Source organism: Micromonospora sp. NPDC023633 (assembly GCF_040640035.1).
GTDB lineage: Bacteria > Actinomycetota > Actinomycetes > Mycobacteriales > Micromonosporaceae > Micromonospora.
Genome location: NZ_JBFABB010000002.1, coordinates 133860 through 152388, shown reverse-complemented (window position 1 = coordinate 152388; position 18529 = coordinate 133860). Strand labels below are relative to the sequence as shown.

Annotated in this window: 15 protein-coding genes and 2 pseudogenes; 10 read left to right on the top strand and 7 right to left on the bottom strand. The window is 71.5% G+C overall.

Features of this window, described 5'->3' with window-relative positions; all coding sequences use genetic code 11:
* The coding region (locus AB0G13_RS01345) for a hypothetical protein (protein WP_357867157.1) at positions 1–1410 on the top strand (1410 nt) is incomplete at its 5' end.
* 88 nt (positions 1411–1498) lie between these two features.
* On the opposite strand, the gene AB0G13_RS01340 is transcribed toward AB0G13_RS01345, so the two are convergent.
* Positions 1499–1759, bottom strand: a complete 261-nt coding sequence (locus AB0G13_RS01340; protein ID WP_357867154.1) for a hypothetical protein — start codon at positions 1757–1759, stop codon at positions 1499–1501.
* 204 nt (positions 1760–1963) lie between these two features.
* Here AB0G13_RS01340 and AB0G13_RS01335 point away from each other — a divergent pair, with 204 nt between their 5' ends.
* Complete coding sequence (locus AB0G13_RS01335; protein WP_357867150.1) at positions 1964–2971, top strand: hypothetical protein; 1008 nt, start codon at positions 1964–1966, stop codon at positions 2969–2971.
* Between the two features lie 14 nt (positions 2972–2985).
* Here the strand turns inward: AB0G13_RS01335 and AB0G13_RS01330 are convergent.
* A pseudogene (locus AB0G13_RS01330) lies at positions 2986–3177 on the bottom strand (transposase); the annotation flags it as partial.
* 480 nt (positions 3178–3657) lie between these two features.
* Here AB0G13_RS01330 and AB0G13_RS01325 point away from each other — a divergent pair.
* The 4 genes from AB0G13_RS01325 (at position 3658) to AB0G13_RS01310 (ending at position 9452) form a co-directional block, all read left to right on the top strand.
* Positions 3658–5112, top strand: coding sequence for an alpha/beta hydrolase (locus tag AB0G13_RS01325; RefSeq protein ID WP_357867147.1), 1455 nt, complete (start codon positions 3658–3660; stop codon positions 5110–5112).
* A 396-nt stretch (positions 5113–5508) separates the two neighbouring features.
* Positions 5509–6609 carry a hypothetical protein gene (locus AB0G13_RS01320; RefSeq protein WP_357867144.1) on the top strand — a complete coding sequence of 367 codons (1101 nt, stop codon included), beginning with the start codon at positions 5509–5511 and terminating at the stop codon, positions 6607–6609.
* A gap of 269 nt (positions 6610–6878) precedes the next feature.
* Entirely contained in the window at positions 6879–8441 is a 1563-nt protein-coding gene (locus tag AB0G13_RS01315) for a hypothetical protein (protein WP_357867141.1), read from the top strand.
* Positions 8442–8513: 72 nt separating this feature from the next.
* Positions 8514–9452, top strand: coding sequence for a hypothetical protein (locus tag AB0G13_RS01310; RefSeq protein WP_357867139.1), 939 nt, complete (start codon positions 8514–8516; stop codon positions 9450–9452).
* Between the two features lie 62 nt (positions 9453–9514).
* Here AB0G13_RS01310 and AB0G13_RS01305 read toward each other — a convergent pair.
* From AB0G13_RS01305 to AB0G13_RS01285, 5 genes and pseudogenes are all read right to left on the bottom strand, one after another.
* A pseudogene (locus AB0G13_RS01305) lies at positions 9515–10318 on the bottom strand (MerR family transcriptional regulator).
* The gene (locus tag AB0G13_RS01300; RefSeq protein ID WP_357867135.1) at positions 10311–10847 is read right to left on the bottom strand and encodes a VOC family protein; all 537 of its coding nucleotides are present in this window, start codon (positions 10845–10847) and stop codon (positions 10311–10313) included. Before AB0G13_RS01300 ends, AB0G13_RS01305 begins: the two are co-directional and overlap by 8 nt.
* An 18-nt stretch (positions 10848–10865) precedes the next feature.
* On the bottom strand, positions 10866–11771 hold the full coding sequence (locus tag AB0G13_RS01295) for a helix-turn-helix transcriptional regulator (protein WP_357867132.1): 906 nt from the start codon (positions 11769–11771) through the stop codon (positions 10866–10868).
* 73 nt (positions 11772–11844) lie between these two features.
* The gene (locus AB0G13_RS01290; protein WP_357867129.1) at positions 11845–12867 is read right to left on the bottom strand and encodes a zinc-dependent alcohol dehydrogenase family protein; all 1023 of its coding nucleotides are present in this window, start codon (positions 12865–12867) and stop codon (positions 11845–11847) included.
* Between the two features lie 357 nt (positions 12868–13224).
* The gene (locus AB0G13_RS01285) at positions 13225–14019 is read right to left on the bottom strand and encodes a hypothetical protein (RefSeq protein ID WP_357867126.1); all 795 of its coding nucleotides are present in this window, start codon (positions 14017–14019) and stop codon (positions 13225–13227) included.
* Between the two features lie 793 nt (positions 14020–14812).
* On the opposite strand from AB0G13_RS01285, the gene AB0G13_RS01280 reads away from it, so the two are divergent.
* Genes AB0G13_RS01280 through AB0G13_RS01265 form a run of 4 tightly spaced genes read left to right on the top strand, consistent with a single transcriptional unit; the run spans position 14813 to position 18511 of the window.
* Positions 14813–15811, top strand: a complete 999-nt coding sequence (locus tag AB0G13_RS01280; protein WP_357867124.1) for an ABC transporter substrate-binding protein — start codon at positions 14813–14815, stop codon at positions 15809–15811.
* Positions 15812–15870: 59 nt separating this feature from the next.
* Entirely contained in the window at positions 15871–16638 is a 768-nt protein-coding gene (locus AB0G13_RS01275; protein WP_357867121.1) for an ABC transporter ATP-binding protein, read from the top strand.
* The gene (locus AB0G13_RS01270; protein WP_357867118.1) at positions 16635–17435 is read left to right on the top strand and encodes an ABC transporter permease; all 801 of its coding nucleotides are present in this window, start codon (positions 16635–16637) and stop codon (positions 17433–17435) included. Before AB0G13_RS01275 ends, AB0G13_RS01270 begins: the two co-directional genes overlap by 4 nt.
* The gene (locus tag AB0G13_RS01265; RefSeq protein WP_357867115.1) at positions 17432–18511 is read left to right on the top strand and encodes an Ldh family oxidoreductase; all 1080 of its coding nucleotides are present in this window, start codon (positions 17432–17434) and stop codon (positions 18509–18511) included. Before AB0G13_RS01270 ends, AB0G13_RS01265 begins: the two co-directional genes overlap by 4 nt.
* Positions 18512–18529: the final 18 nt, after the last annotated feature.

Sequence of the window (18529 nt, the reverse complement as noted above, 5' to 3'; positions counted from 1 at the left end):
GCCGGCGCGCCGGCCGCCGGCGCGGTGCCCCAGGCCGAACTGCTGCGGGCCGCGCACAGCGCCCGGCTGGCGGGCCTGCCGCGGGCCGAGAGCGCCGCGCTGCGCACGGTGCGTGGCCTGCGCGCACACCGGGGACGGCAGAACGGCCACCGGCTGGCCGAGCTGGTCGAGGTGCTGCACGACCTGCTGTACGTCGCCGGCCGGCTGGCCGCCGGCGATCCCGACCCGGCGCTGGTCGGCGTCCTCCGGCGGGCCTACCAGCCGGACGGCACGCTGGAGGTGTACGGCGTCTGTCGGGAACCGGTGATCAGCGCGACCGGGTACGCCGGGGTGGTCACCCACCTGGTCGCCGCCGACGGGCGCCAGCTCTCCTTCGGCGACGTGAAACCGGGCGGCCCGGACCGGGCACGGGACTGCGCCCGGGCGGTCACCGAGATGGGTGCGGTCGCGGTCAACCACGCGGTGCTGGCCCGCGGCGGCCTGCGAATCACCGGCACCACCGTCTCCCCGGACGGCCGGCTCGGCGCCGGCAAGGGCGTCCGGGCCACGCCGCTCGCCGGGACCGACTGGTCCACCGGGGCGCTGGCGGGACTGTTCGCCCGCTCGCTCGCCGAGGTGGTGACCGCCCAGCTCGCCACCGACGACCCGGAGGACCCGGGGCGGGCGGGGACCGCGCTGGTCGGCGGTGACCTGATGGTGGTGGGTGCCGTCGGTGACCAGGTGCTGGCCCGCGAGTTGGCCCCCGCCACCGACGCCGGACCGGAGCGGGCGCCGGTGCCGGACGGGCCGGTGATCCGGTTGGTGCCGGTCGACTCCCACCCGATGCTGGCCCACGTGGCCAACCTGCGGCGGCTCGCCTCCCGGCCCGGCCTGCGGATCCGGGTGGTCGGCCGGCTGGACCCGGACCGGGCCAGCACCCTGCGTCCGCTCGCGGTCGGGCCGGTGCCCGGCGCCGCCGCGACGCTGCGGCTGCCGGCGGACTGGCACGGCCGGGTGGACCTCGGCTACGACGAGATCCAGGGCAGTCACCTGCCGCCGCGCGAGCCGGACCCGACGATTGGACCGATGCTCGCCGTCGGCGCCGACGCGATTGCGGAGTCCCCGCTGTGGCGGGTCCGCCGGCTGGTGGAGCTGGCCGTATCCGGTGGTCGCCGCGCCGTCGCCGAGGCGGCCCGCGGCGACGGCACCGGGCTCGCCGGCCCGCTGCGCCGCGCCGGCTTCACCACCGCCGCCGCCGTGGCCGCAGCCCTCGCCGCCGAGTCTGACCGGCGCGGCCGGGACGCGTTCGGCCGGCTCACCGATCCGGACCCGGACCGGTACGCCTGGGCCTGGCTCGCCGTGACCGCCCACCTCGCCGCCGCCGAGCGGGAGCTGATCCGGTCCTCCTGGACCGCCCCATCCGTCGGCTGACCCGCCGACACCGACCACCTGCGCCCCGGCGCCCGCCCGAACCCGGGCGGGCGCCGACCCCCGGACCGCTCTCGCGGCTGTGCGCGGATCAGCGCGGGCGTGCGACGTCGCGGGCCAGCGCCCGGCGGGCGGGTGTCGCCGGGTCGGCGACGAATCCGGCGGTCTGGGAGCGGATCCGCCGTTGCCTGCTGGCGTCCAGCCGGGCGGCGACGCGGGCCAGGGCCCTGTCGTCGGGACGGGCGGCGAGGTGGAAGTGCGAGGCCTTCGCCGGGGTCAGGTCCGCGCCCCACACGACGTGCCGGCGCAGTCGGCGAGGATGTCCCGCACGATCGCCTCCTCGTGTGGCCACAGCCGAATCCGGCTATGCTAATTCGTATTAGCGTATTGACGCCGCCGAGAGGGCGCGCGCAGACTCATCGATCAACGAGCCCGTCCGCGACGAGCGTCCACACCGTTCGGCCGCTCAGCGCGGTCGAGTGGCGTCTGTCTCGATCACGGCCGGCCCGCTCCCCATGCCCCCGTCGGCTCGCCCCCCACGCTCGGAGGGAACACGATGACGCGTACCCCTGAAGGCTCCTTCTCCCGACGCACGCTGCTGCGTGGTGCGGCCGCCGCCGGTCTCGCGACCGCGACCACCGGCGCCGGCCTCGCTGCGGCGCCCACGCCGGCGCTCGCCGGACCGGCCGGCTTTCCCAGCTATCGGTACGTGCGCGACGCGTTCGCCAGCCCGTTGCGCTACAGCCCGACCGGCGAGTTCATCTTCCCGTGCGTGCGCGGTGTCTACGACAAGATCGGCGGTTATCTCGGTCGCTACTACCTCTACTACGCGCCGCACGACGCGCCCGGCGGGATCTGCCTCGCCTACGCCGACCGGCTCGAGGGCCCCTACACCGAGTACGCCGACAACCCGATCATCGACCGGGTGCTGCCGAGCACGACGGTGAGCCACGTGTCGTCGCCGCACGTGGTGTGGGACGCGCCGACCCGGCAGTTCTACCTGTACTTCCACGGCGAGAACTACACGACCCGGGTCGCCCGCTCGACCGACGGCGTCCACTTCACCGACGAGACGCCGATCCTGTCGACGAGACTGGTGCCCAACACGACCGAGACCTCGTACGCGCGGGTCTTCGAGCACTCCGTGGCCGGCAAGGGCAACCGCTACGTGATGGTGTTCATGGGCTACCACACGATCGGACCGGGCACCCGGAAGATCTTCTGGGGCTGGTCGCCGAACGGCTGGAGCGGCTGGCAGTTCGACCCGAACCCGCTGGTGTCACCGTCGGGCGACGGGCTCACCGACATCTCCGCGCCGCACCTGTTGAAGCGCAACGGCACCGCCTATCTCGCGTACCACGGCAACAGCGGCAACATGTATCTGACCGAGATCGGCAACAACTTCGACCGCGAAATTCACCTCGGCGTGTTCCACCGACCCATCGCGTCGGACAACGGCCGGGTGGCGGCACCGACGTTCGGCACCGACGGCGGCGTGGAGTACATGCTCTACGAGGCCGGACCCCGCCTCGACGCCAGGATCTGCGTGGCCCGCGCGGTCTAGTAGTGCTTTGTTCAGCGGCCTTCGACGTGGTCCAGGCCGAGGCCGGTCTTCAGTTCGCGGTAGTCGTGTTCGATCCGCCAGCGGATCTTGCCGTAGCGGACCAGGTCGGCGTGGCTGGTCGCCTCGGGGAGGCTGGACAACCAGTACCTGACCGGGTCGGCCTCGTTGTCGGGCCACTGGGCGATCAGCCACCGCTCGGGCAGGATGGGGGCTACCCCCCCCCGGATCGGCAAACTTGCCGTGCGTCAACAAGCCACTGTGCATATCGCCGCGATCATCGAATGGCTATGACTTCGGATACACGCCCTAACCGGGTGATCCCCCGGCCGCAGGCAGAGTCATGTACAGGACCTGCTTTCGGATACTTTCGCAGCACTCTGTGAGTATTGCCGACCCGTTCTGCGGTCTACAGTGGGTCGTGCCCGGGTGGAGAGATGGGTCCTGCGCGATCCGTGCGCGTCTGGCATACCCGAAACGGGGCAGCGTTCCGATGTTCGGCTCGAGCCAATGCCTGAACGCGCCCATTCCTGCAATGAGGGGGAATTGTGGATCGAAAGATCGCGAGGGGCCTCGCCCTCCTCATCGCCGCGGCGACGGTGGCAGTCGCACCTGCGGCGAACGGCGCCTCAGCGGCGTCCGGAGCGGACACGGCAAAGGCTGCCAAGATCACATGGGAGCCCTGCGGGATGCCCGACCCGCAAGGGGTCGGCGCTGAGTGCGGGCTGCTCGACGTGCCGCTGGACTACAGCAAGCCGAACGGCAAGAAGATCCAGATCGCCGTCTCGCGGATCAAGTCGACGGCAGCCGCCAAGGACTACCAGGGCGTCATTCTGGCCCTTCCGGGTGGCCCCGGCAATTCCGGGCTCTGCACGTCGCCGGCACAGTGCATCCCCACCAGCGTCGGGGATGCATACGACTGGATCGGCTTCGACCCGCGTGGCGTCGGCTCCAGTGTGCCCGCGTTGTCCTGCGACAACGACTACTTCAACGGGCCGCGCCCGGAGTACATCCCGTGGAGCCGGAACATCGAGCAGACCTGGCTCAACCGATCGAAGAACTACGCCGACGCCTGCCGTGCGGCCGGCGGCGCGCTGCTGGACCACATGACCACGCTTGACACGGTCAAGGACGTGGAGTCGATCCGCAAGGCGCTCGGCGTCGGCCAGGTCAACCTGTACGGCGTCTCCTACGGCACCTACGTCGGCCAGGTGTACGGCACGCTGTACCCGAAGACGGTGCGCCGCATGGTGCTCGACAGCAACATCGACCCGCGCAGGGTCTGGTACCTGACCGGCCTGGATCAGGACGTGAACTTCGAACGCAACCTGCGCATGTGGTTCGAGTGGGTGGCAAGGTTCGACGACGTCTACCACCTCGGCAAGACCGCCGACCAGGTCAGACAGCGCTGGTACGCGGAGCAGAACAACCTGCGCACGGCGCCGGCCGGCGGCGTCGTCGGCCCGGCCGAGTTCACCGACATCTTCGTGTACGCCGGCTACTTCCAGTGGATCTGGCCGACCCTGGCCGAGTTGTTCGCCAGCTCCGTCAACGACCCCAACGCCGAGCTGATGGTCGCGGCGTACGAAAGCTCCTTCCGCCCTGCCAACGACAACGGCTACGCCGTCTACAACGCGGTGCAGTGCACCGACAACCGGTGGCCGCACAGCTGGAACACATGGCGGCGCGACAACTGGCGCACGTTCCGCAGCGCACCGTTCGCTACCTGGTACAACGCCTGGTACAACGCGCCGTGCCTCTTCTGGCCCGGCAAGGTCTCCAAGCCGGTCGAAGTCGACGGCTCGAAGGTCAAGAGCGTGCTGTTCGTCAGTGGCACGCTGGACGCGGCCACGCCGTTCGAGGGCAGCCTCGAGGCACGGCGCCGCTTCCCGAACGGCTCGCTGTTGGCGGAGGTCGGCCAGACCACCCACGTCAACTCGTTCAACGGCAACCCGTGCATCACCAGCGCCATCGCCGACTACCTCGCGACGGGCAAGCTGCCGCAGCGCAAGCCCGGCAACCAACCTGACGCGACCTGCAACGCCCTGCCGCAGCCCGACCCGACCGCAACGTCGCCGCAGGCGATGTCGCCGCGGGTCGACAATGGAGCGGTGCGTGCACCGCTGTACGCAGTGCGCCGCTGAGGTCTGTCCGTCAACGTTCTGTGGCTCCGCGCGGCATGACGCCGGCGGTAGGTACGCGCCGACAGTCGCGTGAGCGGCGGACGCGCGCAGCACGACGGCCCGGTCGCGATGCGGCCGGGTTGTCGGTGCTTCTCTGGTTCGGTGTTGCCGTGACCCCCGACGAGCTTTCGGTTGTGCGGCAACGGCTTGAGACGTTCGCCGGGCCCCCAGCAGGGACGCCAGGTCGGGATCCGCCATCGCCGCGGCGGTGGCGATTCCTGACAGGATGATCACGTGTTCTTCACCCCTCGCCTCGTGACGTCCTTCCGCGTGCCCGCGAACGCCCCTCGCGTACCTGGTTCCGCCCGCACTGCGGACACGCCGGCCGTCCAGCGGTGGCCGCATCGCAGGCTCGTCGTGATCCGCCGGGACGACGAGCTGTTGGCGTACGACCTCGACCGGCTCCTCGCCGGTGACGACGCTCCCGCCGCCCGCTTTCCGGCGCCATGGCCGCGCGGGGCGGGCGGGATCGACGCGGTGAGCCCCACTCTCGACCTGGCGGTCTTCAGCGGTCAGCACGCCCTGCACGCGGTCGACGCCGCCGGCGCGCTGCGCTGGACGGTGCGGCACGCATGCTGGGGCTCGTCCTGCTCCTCGTTCCACGACTCCTACGAGGAGTACGCGGGCAGCGGCGAGCACCGCCATCCCGATTCCGGCTCGTGCTGGATCAGCGCGGACGGCTCGACGGTCTGGGCGCACGTACGCACCCCCCTGCCGGATGACGTCGAGCCGGAGCTGGACGAGGAGTGGCTCGTGCTGGACGCCGCCGACGGCCGTGTTCTCGCACGGGTCTCGACCGGCACCGCGGCCGCCGGCTCCCACCACGTCCCGCACCCCGACCCCGGCCAGATGGGCCTCAGCGTCGGCGAAGGCCAGGACGGTGCGCCGTTGCGGTGGGGTCGGTGGGACGGCACTCGACTCACCGTCATCCGCATCGGTGATGACGACCGCTGCCTCGTCGACGTCAGCCCGTGTGGCACGCGGCTCCTCACGATCGCCCACTGGGGGAGGGAGCCGGCGATCCATCGCCTTCCCGACGGTGCGGTGACGCACGAGGTCGCCGCGGACCACCGGTTTCCGCCGCATCCCCAGGCGCCGCCGGACGCCGAGGAGGAGCCCGACTGGGGCTACCAGTGCGGCTTCGTCGACGAGCGCACGGTGGTCGCGAGCACCAGGGAGAGACACGGGCGTCCCCGGCACTGGCTGATCGGCGTGGCGCGCGGGGACGTGCTCGGCCAGGTGGAGTACCCGATGCCCGTATCCGAGGACCCGATGGCGCTTGGCGACGGCACCTGGCTCACCTGCGGCGAGGACGACCCCTTCCATCTTCTGCTGTGGAGTTCACCCGCGATGGTGGAGGGCGGCGTCACGTCCACCGGGACGCGGAGGGATTCTCCCCTGATGACGCGCGACGGCGGCACCGCCGAGGACGAAGGCGTGGTTACCCTGGCGCCATGACGTCCATCCTGCGTAGTGGCAGGTCTCGACCCGGTGCGGGACGAGGACGGCCTGCACGATCGCGGTCGCCCGGCGTCCGGGTGGCCTCGTCCCGGAGCCGTGGTGGTCCGACGGGACGATCGGTGGGCGCGGGCCGGCCGCGTCGCTGGCGGGCCCGGGGCCGGGCCACGGCCGGCAGGTGGCGGCCCGCTGTCACAATCGGACACGCGTTTCGCTCGACCATCGTCGATGCCCGGCTCGGTCGGGCACCTGGGCTGTGAGGTCATCGCATGGGGAGACTCGTACTGCTGGTCGTCGTGACGCTGCTGGCGCTGTCCGCGGTGCGATGGGCCGATCCGGACGCCCTGCGGGTTGATGGGTTCTGGCCGCTGGCGGCGGTCGCGCTGGTCACCTCCGTCGGAGCGGCGGCGACCCTGCGGCTGTTCCGCCTCGTCCTGACGCACGTGCCGCCGTGGATCAGCGGCCTCCTCGCCACCGTCGTCGCCTTCGCCCTGCTGACGTCGTTCACCGACGGCCCCGGCCTGGCGGCGGTCATCGGGGGGATCGTCATGGCGCTGGTGCTGCTCGTCTCCCTGCTGCGTGGCGGCGGACGCGCCCTGCGGGCGGAGCCGTTCCCGCCGGACGTCCTCGGCGTGGCGCGGCTCGCGGCACGGTTCGCGGTGCCGCTGCTCTGGTACCTCGCCGCCGTCGAGCTGGTGCCGGGCGTGCAGTCGGCGCAGCGGTGGCCGGGCGCGCTGCTGGGCGGTCTGGTCGCGGGCGGCACGCTGGTCATGGGTACGGCTCTGGCGTGGACCAGGCCGTGGCACGCCAGCGTGACGCCGGTGCCCGTGGACGGCGGCCTCCAGGTCGCGTACGGCGGGATCGGCCACCTCGTCGGGGTCGGCGACCCGCGTGCCGGCAGGGAGCTGCGGGTGATGGGCTCCGCCGGCGTGCTGATCGAGCTGGCGGGCCTGCTGCCGACCCCGATCCCGGACCGCATCCTGCCGTACCTCGACCGCCTCACGCCCGGCCTGGTGCGGGCGGTCTGCGCGGTCGAGACCCCGCAGCGCGTGCTGCTCGCCTCCGCCGGCTACGGCGAGGCCGTGCACCTGTGGGACCCCGCGACCGGTGCGGCGGTGCACGCCCTCGCCGGCCACCGGGGACCGGTGAACGCCCTGTGCGCCGTGCCGGCCGGCGACACCGTCCTGCTCGCTTCCGGTGGGGACGACCGGGGGATACGGTTCTGGGAGCCCGAGACCGGCCGTCAGCTCCGGGCCGTCGGCCGTGAGGTGCGCCCGTCCGTCCGGGCGCTGTGCACCCTGTCGGTGGACGGTCAGCTCCTGCTCGCGGCCGGTTACGCGGACGGCGTCGTCCGGCTGTGGGACCCGGTGCGGCTGCGGCTCGTCGGTCAACTGGGCGCCCAGCGGGGCGGCGTCAACGCCCTCTGCGCGGTCACCGTCGACGGCGCGGTCCGGCTCGCCTCGGCCGCCGGCGACGGCACCGTGGTCCTGTGGGACCCGGCCACGGGTGAGGGCCTCGGCTCCTTCGAGGACGGCGCCCCCCGGTACGCGCTCTGCGCCGTGGAGATGGACGGCGAGGTGCTCCTGGCCGCCGCTGGGGACGGCGTCGGCGTCACGCTGTGGGACCCGGCGAGGATGGCGCGCCGGGGCTCGCTGGGCACCGGCTCGCCGATCAGCATGCTGCTCGACTCGACGGGTTGGATCCGGTCGATGTGCCAGCTCGGCACCGGCGACGACGCGTTCCTGATGCTCGCGGGGTACGACCGGGCGGTCCAGCAGATCCGGCTCCGGCCGGCGCTGCGGTCCCTCGCCGAGAGCGAGAAGAACTCCTGATGGGGTTCGCTGGGCAGCGGCTCCGGTCGGGGGCCCCTGCTGCTTCGGGCGCGACGATCAGGGGGGTCGGGCATGGGTGACGCAGGCCGCACCACCGACGCCGGAGACGCCCCGTCCGGTTCCCGCGGCGGTCACCCGGGTGGCCGGCCCGTCCGGCCGGTCGCCGCTGTGCTGACCGCGGTCCTCCTCGGCCTGGCCTCGACGGCCACCTGGTACATCGAGCGGCGGTCCGATTCGCTGGAGCGGCAGCAGCGTCAGGAGGCGCGGGCCCTGTTCGAACGGGCGTGCAACGACCCGATCTCCGCCGCGGCCATGGTGATCAACATGCCGTCCTTCGCCAGCCGTTGCCCGGTGGGGCTGCGGCACCTGCTGTCGATACCGGCCGACGAGGTCCGCCCGGGTCCGGCGTTGGTCGACGCCTACCTGGACCGGCTGTTCGTCCTGCTCGGCGCCCAGGTCCCCGGCGGCGACGTCGGGCCGTACCTCAGCGCGCTGCACCGCGACGACGACCACGCCGCCGCCCTCCGCGCGGCGAACCGGGCCGTCCGGTCGTGCCGGGCGGTGCTGCCGACCGGCCCGCCCACGCCCACCCCGGACGCTTCCGGGCCACCGGCGGGCTTCTGGGACGACCCGCAGCGCATCGAGGTGCGCCCGCAGCGCTCGACGGTGCGGGTGAGCGGCGCGCCGGGCGGCGTCACGGTGATCGACGTTCGGGTGGTCGAGACGACCCCGTCCTGTCTGACCCGGCCACCGGAGGAGGTGCCGGTGCCGCGGTACATCGGCACCACCGCCCTGAGCCTGTCCTTCAGCACCGGCACCGGCCCGAGCGGGCAGCGGGTGTGGCTGCTCGACCGTATCGACGCCTGCCCGGTGCACCCGGACCCGCTGGCCTCGGCCCCGGTCATCGACGCCGACTCGATGGCCCGGAACAGATCGATCCGGGCGAGTGCGACCGACTCCCTCTTCGCCTACGCCGGGAGCACCTGCCCGTCGCCGCCCAGCCCGGGGTGAGCCGCCTCCGGGTTCGTGAAGGCGCCGGACGCCCCCACGAATGCGGGTTTCGGACCCGCGCTCTACCGCCAGGTGGCGGTGTCGGGGTCGATGTCGTGGGCGCGTGCGCTGGCGTCGATGCTTCGACGCAACCACGTGGCAAGGCCGGCGCGGATGCCGTCGTAGTGGGCGGCGAATCCCGGATCGGCCTCATACATGCGGCCGAGGCAGACCTGCATCTGCCGGGTGAGGGGAAAGTACGACGTGAACACTTCGCGATGCCGCTCGACGAGTCGATTGGCTTCCGGTCAGCCAGGGTTGACACCGGCGTCCATCGCGTCGGCGAGGGCACGGTCGAGGTCGGCGACGGCGTCGGCGATGGCCTGCCATTCCTCCGGAGTACGAGAGGCTGAGCGTTCGGCGTACTGCTGCCATTGCGTCGTGTCGCCGTAGCGCTGACGGGCCTGGGCGGGCCAGTCCGGGTCCCACTGGGGGCCGAAGATCGCGGCCTGCTGCTCGACGGTCAGCAGCAGGCCGCGCTCGTGGGCGGCGATCATCCGATCCAGGCCGGTGCTGAGCTGCTGGAGGCGCTCGATCCGTTGGGCGACCTGGGTGCGCTGCGCGCGCAGTGCGCCGGGCACGTCTGCGGTCGAGTCGTCCAGGATGTCCCGGATCCTGTCCAGGCCGAGGCCGATCTCCCGGTAGATGACGATGCGGTGTAGGCGTTCCAGGTCGCCAGCGGTGTAGAGCCGGTATCCGCCGGTCGTGCGCAGCGACGGTCGCGCCAGACCGATGTCGTCCCAGTGGTGCAGCGCGCGGACCGTCACGCCCAGACGCGTCGAGACCTGACCGACGGTCAGGCCATCGGCGTCGGTGGCGTCAGGCATGCTCGTCATTGTCGCCGCGGCCGACGTCCGGTGGGGTGATCCCGATGGCTTCGAGGTTCCGCGCCTCCTGACTGGCCGGATCGAAGGGCTTTGCCGCAGTGAGGACGATCCGGGCGTTCTCTGGGGTGATCACCTCCACGTCGCGGCTGTTCCAGGGGGTGTCGCGTGGGCCGTCGACCGAGTTCGGGTTCAACGCACGACAGGCCTCGACAAGGGAATCGATCTGGTTGAGCACGCACGCGAAGCTGAAGCTCATCGCTGGTGCCTGCGCCGGAACGCCCGCCGCCGAAACGAGGAGTACGTCCTGGAACGCCCACCGGCGCAGGTGCACGAGGCTGCCGGGGATGCTGAACAGCTCGAAGAACCCGAGCCCGCGAATCCAGAAGTCCACCGACGCCGCCAGATCGCTCGTGGGGATCGTCGCGAAGGCGGGCATTCCGTAGATGCCCCGGAACGGCTCCGGCGCCACCGCATCCGGGCCGGGATCGGGCACGGGACTCATCTCGAAAGCGTTGTAGTAGTCGCTCATGCACCCCACCCTCCGGCCTCACGCACCGTGAGGGTCAAGCCGGTCCGTTGCGCGGGGTCGCCGGTGACGCCGGTTCGCGAACTCCTGGGTGGCTGCCCAGGAAGCGAGCAGGGCGAACCTGTCGGCGGATTCGGTGCCTTCCTCGACGCTGTACGTGCCGATGGAGAGGCCCGGCTCGCCGGGCAGCCCGAAGACGTCGAAGGTGAGGCCGATCTCGCCGACCTGCGGGTGGCGGTACACCTTGCGACCAGTGCGGTGCTCGTGGACGTCCTGCGCGGCCCAGTCCCGGCGGAATTGCGGGCTGAGCGTCGACAGTTCGCCGATCAGGGCGGTCAGGCCGCTGTTGAGCGGGTCGCGCCCTGCCTCCAGTCGCAGCATCGCGGCGGTCATGCGGCGCGCGAGTGGCCAGTCGGCGTAGTAGTCCCGGGCCCGGGGGTCGAGAAAGACGAACCGGGCCAGGTTCGGCCTCTCGGCCTCGAAATGCGGCGAGAACAGGGCACGGCCCATGAGGTTGGCGGCGACGAGGTCCTGCTGCGCGTCGTACACGACGGCGGGGACGGCGAGACTGTCCAGGACCCGCTGCACCGAGGCGCGTACGGCTGGTTTCCCGGACCTGTGGTCACGCGCGGCCGGTGACACCGAGGCGGTGCGGGCGAGGTCGAACAGGTGCTGGCGTTCGACGTCGTCGAGTTGCAGTGCGCGGGCGATCGCGTTGAGCACGCTCTCGGACGCTCCGCGCAGGTTGCCGCGCTCGAGCTGGGTGTAGTAGTCCAGGCTCACCCCGGCCAGCATCGCCACCTCCTCGCGGCGCAGACCGGGCACGCGGCGCTCCCCGCCGAAGTCGGGCAGCCCGGCCCGGGCAGGAGTGATGTTCGCGCGACGGGAGATGAGAAACTCCCGCACCTCGTCCTTCCGCCTACTCATGTCCTCCACCGTAGATCCGTCGCCCGGGCGACCCCGGGCGTTCCCGAACCGGGGCCAGCGCGGCCGGGACGCGTCACAGGGTCAGCAGCACCTTGGTGGCGCGCCGCTCGTCCATCGCCCGGTAGCCCTCCGCCGCCTGGTCGAGCGGAAGGGTGAGGTCGAAGACCTTGCCGGGGTCGATCTTGCGGTCCCAGATGAGCTGGATCAGATCGGGCAGGAACCGGCGCACCGGGGCGGGCCCACCCTGGACGTGGATGCCGGAGAAGAACAGGTCGATGCCGGGGATCGACACGTCGTAGTTGACGCCGACGAAGCCCAGGTGCCCACCCGGCCGGGTGGCCTTGATCGCCTGCATCGTCGCCTCCTGCGTGCCCACCGCCTCGATCACCGAGTGCGCGCCGAGCCCGTCCGTGAGCTCCTTGATCTTCGCCACGCCCTCCTCGCCACGCTCCTCGACGATGTCGGTCGCGCCGTAGAACCGAGCGAGCTTCTGCCGCTCGGGGTGCCGCGACATCGCGATGATCCGCTGCGCGCCGAGCTGCCTGGCGGCGAGGACCCCCATCAGGCCGACGGCTCCGTCACCGACCACCGCCACGGTCTTGCCCGGGCCGGCCCCGGCGGCCACGGCGGCGAACCAGCCGGTGCCCAGCACGTCGGACGCGGCCAACAGCGACGGGATCAGCTCCGGGTCCGGCTGGCCGGGCGTGGCCACGAGGGTGCCATCGGCCAGGGGGATGCGGGCCTTCTCGGCCTGAGTGCCGATCGTCTGCGCCACGAAGGAGCCGTGTACGCACTTGGACTGGTAGCCGGCCCGGCAGATCTCGCACGTGTTGTCGGAGATCACGAACGATCCGACGACGAAGTCGCCGACCTTGAGGGTCTTCACCTCGGAGCCGATCTCCTCGATGACGCCGACGTACTCGTGCCCCATCACCTGGTGGTCGGCAGGCTCGACGCCCCGGTAGGGCCACAGGTCCGACCCGCAGATGCACGTCGCGGTCAGCCGGACGATCGCGTCCGTAGGCTCGACGATCTTCGGATCTTCACGCTCTTCCACCCGGACGTCACCGGCGGTGTGCATGATCACTCCACGCATCAGGTGTCTCCTTGCTCGTGCATCGACTTCGCGGCACCGGATGCCGCCCGAACAGCACAGCATCCGCGCCGTCGCGATCCATCGAACCCCGGGAACCGTCCCACCTGGGAGGGGCCAACAACACTCCCCAGCCCGGTGCCGGCCATGACCGGTCGCGGCGGCGGTCGGGTGAGCGGTTGGCCGTACGCCTCGAGGGAGGGCGGCGGCCGGGTGCCGGCGAGCCGACGGCCTGCGGTCGGCGGGCACGGCTGGCGCGTGGCGATCCGTCGGCTGCGACGCTGACAGATGAAGATCCCGTTCCGCGCCCGGCTCCTTGCTCCGTCGGCCGGGCTCACCGGTCGACGGTGCGCAGCCCGGCTAGCCGCTCCTGCCGGCACTCGGGCTGGTCTCGGGCACCGCAGTCGTCGCCTCGGCGGCGGGGCCGGTCGGTCTCTGCCACTTCGCGAGAACGACCAGTCCGACCAGCAGAAGCACCAGCCACAGCGGCACCAGCAGGGGAGCGGGTGCCCGCCAGATGGGCCACACCGGCTCGGCGAGCCCGTCCGGGAGCAGGTCCGCCCAGGTGAGGGCGGCGCCCGGGAGCATGGCGACCGTCACCAGCGTGCGGACCAGCCGGGGTACGGGCGGACGTCGCCGCGCCACCAGCCAGAACAGGGCCGCGCCAGCGGCAGCGCCGAGAAGGGTGCCGAGGAGCGTGGCGGCGAGGAACCGGTCCGGTGCGGCCGGCGTGACGTTCAGCGCCCACCCGGTCGCGCCGTGGGTGAGGGTGGCCACCAGCCCGTCCGCCTCGACTCGCCAGCCGTCGCACGGGTCGCCCGGCAACCGATGGAGGTTCTGCCACCCCCGCGATGCGGCGTTGCGCCGTAGCTGGTCCGGGAGCGCGCAGTCGGCGCGGACGCCGTAGTGGAACTCAGCCTGAGCGGAACCGAAATCGTCAGTGGCCAGGACGACGCCGTACCGGAAACCGCGTACGAACATGCCGCCGGTCGGCTCGGCCCCGGGCAGCAGCTCTGCCGCCACGTCCTGGGCCCGGTCGACGCTGAGCGGTGCGGTGCCGCGACCGCCGTACCAGGAGCCGAGGCTCAGGCCGGCCGTGCCGACGAGCATCGCGCCGAGCAGCAGCATGGCGACGCCCCGGAGCCGATGCCGCACCCACCCTCCCCCTGTCCTGGTGCGGCACAGCGTAGCCCTCGACGGTGTGTGCCCCGTGCGCCCCGCCGCATCGGTGCAGATCCTCGCCGGCGCAGGCTACAGGCTTGGTAGCCGCCACCGGCGGCGCGGTCATCACCCCCAGGCCCAAGCCACGCAAACGTCAGGCTTCACTGCCGCCAAGCGTCATCGCCGCGCACAAGGCGGTTCAGGCTCTTGCTCTGTCTGTCCCTTGCGGACGTTCGGCCTCTCGGTGGTTGCACGTCCGACGAGCAATCGTCGCAGTTCCCACGCCCTCCATCGTTTTACCAACATCCTCGACAGGCCGGTAAGAACGGGACCCGGTACCCCGATGGCGACCGCGAGGCCGGTGGCGAGGTCCACCGGCGCGGCGACACTCGGCTGAACATCTTGTACTCGAAACGTGCGACCGGCGAAAGAAGCACCGGCCCGCTGATGATCAGCGCCATCCAGGCCGTCTCGGCTTGATCAGCCGGAGCGGGATCGACGTGGCCAGCGCCAGGGCGAAGGTGGCTGCGTGACCTGCTCCGAGTGCGCCGGCACCATACAGCCGAGCCGTGCGGCGACGGCTCGGCTGTCGGCGCGCAACGCGATCCTGTGGTGTCGACTGTTGTCGCCATGGGCGGCCGGCGGGGCGTACTGCCAGGTCAATGGGCCTGGCGGGGGTGAGGTCGGCGGGACGGAACCGCCGGGGGTGGGGCGGTGTTGCCCAAACGAGGTCTTGACGCGTCGGAAAGTTTGACATTTGATAAATCCCGCCGATGCAGGAGGTCTCATGTCAGCTCGCACCCGTGTCGTCGCGGCCGTCGCCGCAGCGGCCCTTACACTCACCGTCGCCGGCTGCGGTGGTTCGGAGAAGGCCGATTCCCCCGATGCCGCCTCCGTCACCTACCTGACCTCCTTCGGGACGTTCGGTCGGGACGCGTACGCATACGTCGCCCTGGAGAAGGGCTACTTCAAGGAGGCCGGGCTCAACGTCACCATCAAGCCCGGCACCGGCACCGTCGATGTCATGAAGCTGATCGGGTCGGGGCAGGCAGACTACGGCCCCGGCGACCTCTCCGGGGTCATCACCACACTGGCCAACGAGAAGATGCCGGTGCGCGTGGTGGCCGCCATCCACCAGCGGTCGATGGCTGGCATTGCCTCGCTGGACAAGGCGATCGACTCGCCGGAGAAGCTGCCCGGCGCCAGCATCGCGGACAGCTCCGGCTCCACCAACATGATCATTTTCCCGGCGTACGCCAAGGCGGCCGGCATCGACCCGAAGTCGGTGAAGTTCGTCCCGTCCTCGCCGCAGTCGCTGCCGCAGCTGCTCGCCGCCGGCTCAGTGGACGCGATCGGGCAGTTCGCTGCCGGCAAGCCGCTGCTGGAGAAGGCGGCCGGTGGCAAGACCGTCACCATGCTGCCGTACGCGGACAAGCTCCCCGACCTGTACGGCAACGGGCTGCTGGTCTCCGCCGCGAAGCTGGAAAGCAACCGCGCAGAGGTCGAGAAGTTCACGGCAGCGCTGGTCAAGGGCCTGCTCTACGCGGTGGAGCACCCCGAGGAAGCCGCCCAGCTGCTCAAGAAACACGACCGGACGGCCGACGAGAAGGTCGCCGCCGCTGAGCTCACCGAGATGCGCCCGTACGTCCTGGGCGACGGCGGACCGGCCGGAAAGCTGGACCGGAAGCGGGTGGAGGCGATGACCAAGCTGCTCGCCGGCACCGGCACCCTCAAGTCGACGCCGAGCGCCGATGACATCGGCGTCTACGACATCGCAAAGCCATAACTTCCTCTTCGACGGCGGCGCGCGTGGCCGGTTGCCGCGCGCGCCGCGAGGGGCGAACCATGATCGGAATTCGTAACGTTTCGCAGATCTACCGCACCCGCGCCGGTGATGTGGAGGCCCTGCGCGACGTGTCGCTGGAGGTCGCCGACGGCGAGTTCGTGGCGATCGTCGGGCGGTCCGGGTGCGGTAAGTCCAGCCTGCTGCGGCTGGTGGCGGGCCTCCAGGCGGCCACCTCGGGCGAGATAACCGTCGCCGGCACTCCGATCCGGGGGCCACGGCGGGACATCGGCTTCATGTTCCAGCGCCCGGCGCTGCTGCCGTGGCGGTCGGTCATCGACAACGTGCTGCTGCCGACCGAGGTGTTCAGGCTTGACCGCCGGGACGCCCGGGCACGCGCGCACGAACTGCTCGACCTGGTTGGGCTGAACGGCTTCGAGAAGCGCCTGCCGCACGAACTCTCCGGCGGGATGCAGCAGCGGGTCTCGCTGTGCCGGGCCCTCATCCAGCAGCCGCGGGTGCTGCTGATGGACGAGCCGTTCTCCGCGCTCGACGCGCTCACCCGCGCCGACCTCACGGTCGAACTCCAGCGCCTCCAGATGAAGCACGCCTCGACGGTGCTCTTCGTGACGCACTCGGTCGACGAGGCCGTGCTGCTCGCCGACCGGGTCGTCGTACTCAGCCCGCGACCGGGCCGGCTTCGGCAGATCGTGGGGATCGACATCGCTCGTCCGCGTTCGCTGGGACGCGACGGCCACTCGGCCGAACTCGGCGTGCTGCGAGCCCAACTGCACGACCTGCTCATGACCCCCGAGGAGGTGGCACGGTGACGGTCACCGAATCCCGCCGTACCGGCCGCGACAAGCCACGCGCCGGGGGCCGCTGGGCCCAGCAACTCCCGCCCGTGCTCGGCGTCGTGGCCGCCACCGCCTTGTGGTGGGCGATCACGGTCGTCTTCGACGTGGAGAGCTTCATCTTGCCGTCCCCGGTGCAGGTGGCGCAGACCATGGTCGAGCAGTCCGGTTACTTGTGGGACAACACCCTGGTCACCCTCTGGGAGACGCTGCTGGGCTTCCTGCTGGCCATCGCGGTCGGGGTGCCGCTGGCGCTGATCGTCACCGCCTCGCGGATGCTGGAGCGGACCGTCTACCCGCTGCTGCTGATGCTCAACGCCGTACCGAAGGTGGCCGTCGCGCCGCTGCTGGTGGTGTGGATGGGCTTCGGCCAGTTCCCCAAGGTCTTCCTGGTCTTCCTGGTCTGTTTCTTCCCGATCGTCATCTCCACCGCCGCCGGGCTCAGCTCCACCCCGGCCGACCTGGTGGAGCTGGGCCGGTCGTTGAAGACCAACTGGTGGCAGACGTTCCGCATGATCCGGATGCCGGCTGCCGTTCCGCAGCTCTTCGTCGGTCTCAAGCTCGCCATCACCCTCGCCGTCATCGGCGCGGTGATCGCGGAGTTCGTCGGGGCCACCGAGGGACTGGGCTATGCGATCGTCGCCTCCGGCGCCAGCGCCGACACCGCGTTGGCCTTCGCCGCGATGATCCTGCTCGGGGTGATGAGTGTCGTGCTGTTCTACCTGCTCGCCGCGGTCGAGCGGTTCTTCGTACCGTGGGCGGATCGGTCATGACCGCGCCAGACTTCCCGCCGACCGTCCCGGCCCGGTGGCTCACCGATGCTGTCGCCTCGGTCTTCGGCGCACTGGGCTTCTCCGAGCAGGCGGCCGGTCTGGTCGCCGGCTCCCTGGTGGACGCCGACATGCGGGGAATCCCCTCGCACGGGGTGATGCTGCTGCCGATGTACGTCGACCGCATCAGGGCCGGATCGGTCAGCCGGGCCGAACGGGCCGAGGTGGTCCGCGACAAGGGCGCCATCGCGGTACTCGACGCCGGCCACGCGCTGGGACAGCTCACCGGTGATCAGGCGATGCGGCTGGCAGTGGCGAAGGCGCTGACGTACGGCGTCGGTGTGGTCACCGTCCGCCGGGCGTTCCACTTCGGCGGGGCGTTCCGCTATGTGGACCTCGCCGCGAACAGCGGCTGCATCGGCATCGCGGCGGCCAACACCCGCCCGCTGATGCCCGCCCCCGGTGGCGCTTCGGCGGTGGTCGGCAACAATCCGCTCGCGGTGGGCGTACCCCGCGCGGGCGGCAAGCCGGTGATCCTCGACGTGGCGCTTTCCGAGGCCGCCCTCGGCAAGATCCGGCTGGCTGCCGATGAGGGTCGCGAGATCCCGGCGAGCTGGGCGACCGACGCGCAGGGGCGGCCCACCACCGATCCGGCCGCTGCACTCAAGGGACTGTTGCTGCCGTCCGGCGCCCACAAGGGATACGGTCTCGCGCTCATGATCGACGTACTCACCGGGGTGCTGTCCGGCGGGGCGTACGGCCGGGGAGTCCAGGGCCTCTACGCCGACCTGTCGGTGGCCAACGACTGCGCGCATTTCTTCCTCGCCCTGGACGCCGAGGCGTTCGCCGAGGACGCGGAGGAGCTCGCCCGCCGGGTCGACGACTTGGCCGACCAGGTGCTCGGCTCCGCGCTGGCTCCCGGCACGGAGCGGGTTCACCTGCCCGGCGATATCGAAGCCGGCCGGTACGACCGGGCGGCGCGCGACGGTGTCGCGCTCCAGCCGTCAGTCTTCGCCGGACTGGCGAAGGTCGCCGCCGGGTTGGGCGTGCCGCTCCCGTCACCGCCCAGCGTCGGCTGACCCCGGTCAAGAAGGAGG